Below are 2,833 nucleotides of genomic sequence, written 5' to 3'. Positions count from 1 at the left end.
ATTACATCTTTATCCCACGCCGGATAAAGCCTATCAGATTCAACTCATTCTCTCTCCATTGCGTTTATCAGAGATAGTACTCAGTATAATATCAAAAAACACAATAAAGTCAATAGGTTGTGTGAAGTTATTTTATATGAATCCACTTAAGAATCCACATTTTTATACGTGATTCATTTGACCATTTTTTATATAAGATTGGCATGTATGAATAGACCATAAAAAGCAAATCATGATGTAAATATTATAACGCATGTGTGTATTCAAATAAAATGAAAAGCCGATATCATTCATAACAGTTCATAAATTTTATGATACGTTTTTATCACAGCACAAATCACATTGTTTTAAATTTAGTCGTTTAAAAATATCGATAACATACGTTTAAAGATCACATCTTGTTTTAAAGATTGGATTGTTAATCACATAAAAGAGCAAATTAACATTCGCCAAAATTGGCGAGCGCAAAATAGAGAGCTGTCATAACAGCATCATCATAACACCGAACATTTTAAAGATTGCATAAAAGGATTTAAAGACAAGATCGATTTTATAACCACGGTATTTTTTTACCGAGGTAGGAAATAAAGGTCATGAAATTCAAATGCTATATCTTATGAAATGAAAAGCCTTTTAATGAATAGATTGCAGGCTAGTCTTTAAGAATGGAACTATTCGCTTCCACAAAAAAATGGAAGCAAATAATGCCATGGCAGTAGAATAACTATCTACTTTAGATTTGGTACTAAAAACGTTTTAAAAGTTATAGTTTAAAAATACGAAACCAAATGAGCTCTTTCCAAATTTGGGGGCAGCTATTTAGACAAAGATAAGAAAGTAAACTTCAAAACCATTGTAACATCATAAGGTATGGGTTTTTACTTAATTTTGAGTCAAAAGCTGTAATATTTAAGAATGCTCTATTCTAAGATAACATCCCCAAAATGGACCGGCTAATATTTAAAGAAATTAGGTTTTAATGAAAAGTACAAATACGCTTATGAAAGCTCTTTAAATGCACGTTTAAACGTTTGAAACATAAAATGAGATCTTTATAAGAAACGTTAAAACTTTTTTTTATTACAGTTATAACTTAGTTATCATTTGCTCTTAAAAACGTTTCATTTATGAGAAAATTAAGATTTAGCTTTCACAGCAGAGCAAAATCTTAAAAACCTTACACTTTATAAAAGCGTTTGTTTATTTATCTTATGAAAAGCTGCTTTTAAAAACCAATGCTTGCAAGCTAAAAAGAACGTTTTTTGCAGATATTTATTGAATATGCATTTGCTTTTGATTGAATTATTAAAGCTACCGAGCGTTTTGATACGTTTGAGAGCAACAAAAAGCGTTTATAGGTTTTCTCATTCAAATGAGTGAGTAAAAATCAAACGCATCATTTACATTCCTTTTGATAAGTTTTCATAAAGATAATAGAGCGCTTGCAATATGATACGTTTTGTATATATGCACTGATTACTCCATTGTGGATGATTCATTTTAATCAATAAAAAACGCTATTTGAAAGCCGCGTCATATCATTTGGCACGGCTTTTTTTTATTTTACTCTCTCTTTTATGATATGTTTATAGCAATGCATTTTATATGCGTTTATAACCATAAAGAATGCACGTCCCCCATGTCTCTTTTTATTCTGTTTGATCAGTTATATTGACAACATTATCCCTTTCATACACCTCACATTTTTTTGGAACCAACCTTACTTTGCTTTTTTTATTGATTTTTGCATTGCCATAAACACGCCCCCAGATCGTTGCACAATATGAGATTTTAGCATTGCCATAAACAGAGCCATAAATCTCACAAGAGCCACTCACACAAGCATTTCCATAAACCTTGCCATAAATTTTAGCACGACCATTAATAACAGCATAATTATAAACTTTTGCATGGCTATAAATGCAAGCAGAGCCACAAACCTTGGCATGACCATAAACGCGTGCATAACTAAAAACCGTAGCATCATAAGAAACATGCGCATGGTCATAAATATGAGCATCAGCAAGAATGCGGGCACTACCATTCACATGAGCATTCCCATAAATATTGCCATAAACATGAGCATTGCCATAGACAAAAGCATGGTCATAAACTTTAGCATATTGAGAGATAAAAGCTTTTCCATAGACTTCAGCATTGCCATAAACTTGACCACAGACTTGCGAAAAATGGCGTATTTTTGCATTTTCATACACTCTTGCATGACCGTAGGCACAAGCCTCATCATAGACCCAGCAATTGCCATCATGGGATAGGTTAACTTCCTTTTCAATAAAGCCGCCTAAAGACCCCGCCTTTATATCATCGAAATCTTTTAAAGCACGAATGCGATAAAGGCTTATAATATTTCGAGTAAGAGCATGTTTGATTTTTTTGATTTCACTAGTTAATTCGTATTTTTTGCACATAGAGATACCCTCACAATTTAATGTGATAAACATTTGATAAAATTTGAAATGGAAAAATTGGGTTGGAAAGCAGGCGCCCCCGCCGCGCCCGCGCGTCTTTACGCAGCGTTATTTTCAATAATCTTTACAACGGTATCGTTTTCATAAATTTCACAATCTTCAGGAATTCCATATGCATAATAAAAGTTTTGTTTGACATATGAATAACCATCTCTTTTTAACCTTGCATTGCCATGTACCAAACCTCTAATGGTGTGATAACCAGTCACTTTTGCATTCCCATAAACAGAACCATAGACCTTAACATACCCACCCACGCTAGCATTGCCATAAACCTTGCCATAAATTTTAGCAGCGCCACTGATAACAGCATGATCATAAACTACCGCCTTGCTATGAATACG

Annotated in this window: 1 protein-coding gene and 1 pseudogene; both read right to left on the bottom strand. The window is 33.0% G+C overall.

Features of this window, described 5'->3' with window-relative positions:
* Positions 1-1,649: 1,649 nt before the first annotated feature.
* A complete protein-coding gene (locus ACFINI_RS09695) occupies positions 1,650-2,429 on the bottom strand; it encodes a hypothetical protein (RefSeq protein WP_375648021.1) in 780 nt (259 codons plus the stop codon).
* Between the two features lie 98 nt (positions 2,430-2,527).
* Positions 2,528-2,833: pseudogene (locus ACFINI_RS09690) on the bottom strand (hypothetical protein); the annotation flags it as partial.

The sequence above is a fragment of the Bartonella sp. AA56HLJMS genome (assembly GCF_042197145.1).
Classification (GTDB): domain Bacteria; phylum Pseudomonadota; class Alphaproteobacteria; order Rhizobiales; family Rhizobiaceae; genus Bartonella.
This window is presented reverse-complemented; position numbering and strand designations above follow the sequence as displayed.

What these genes read in the sequence shown, in the direction of transcription:
- ACFINI_RS09695 (WP_375648021.1), bottom strand. Translation starts at nt 2,429, where the DNA reads ATGTGCAAAAAATACGAATTAACTAGTGAAATCAAAAAAATCAAACAT.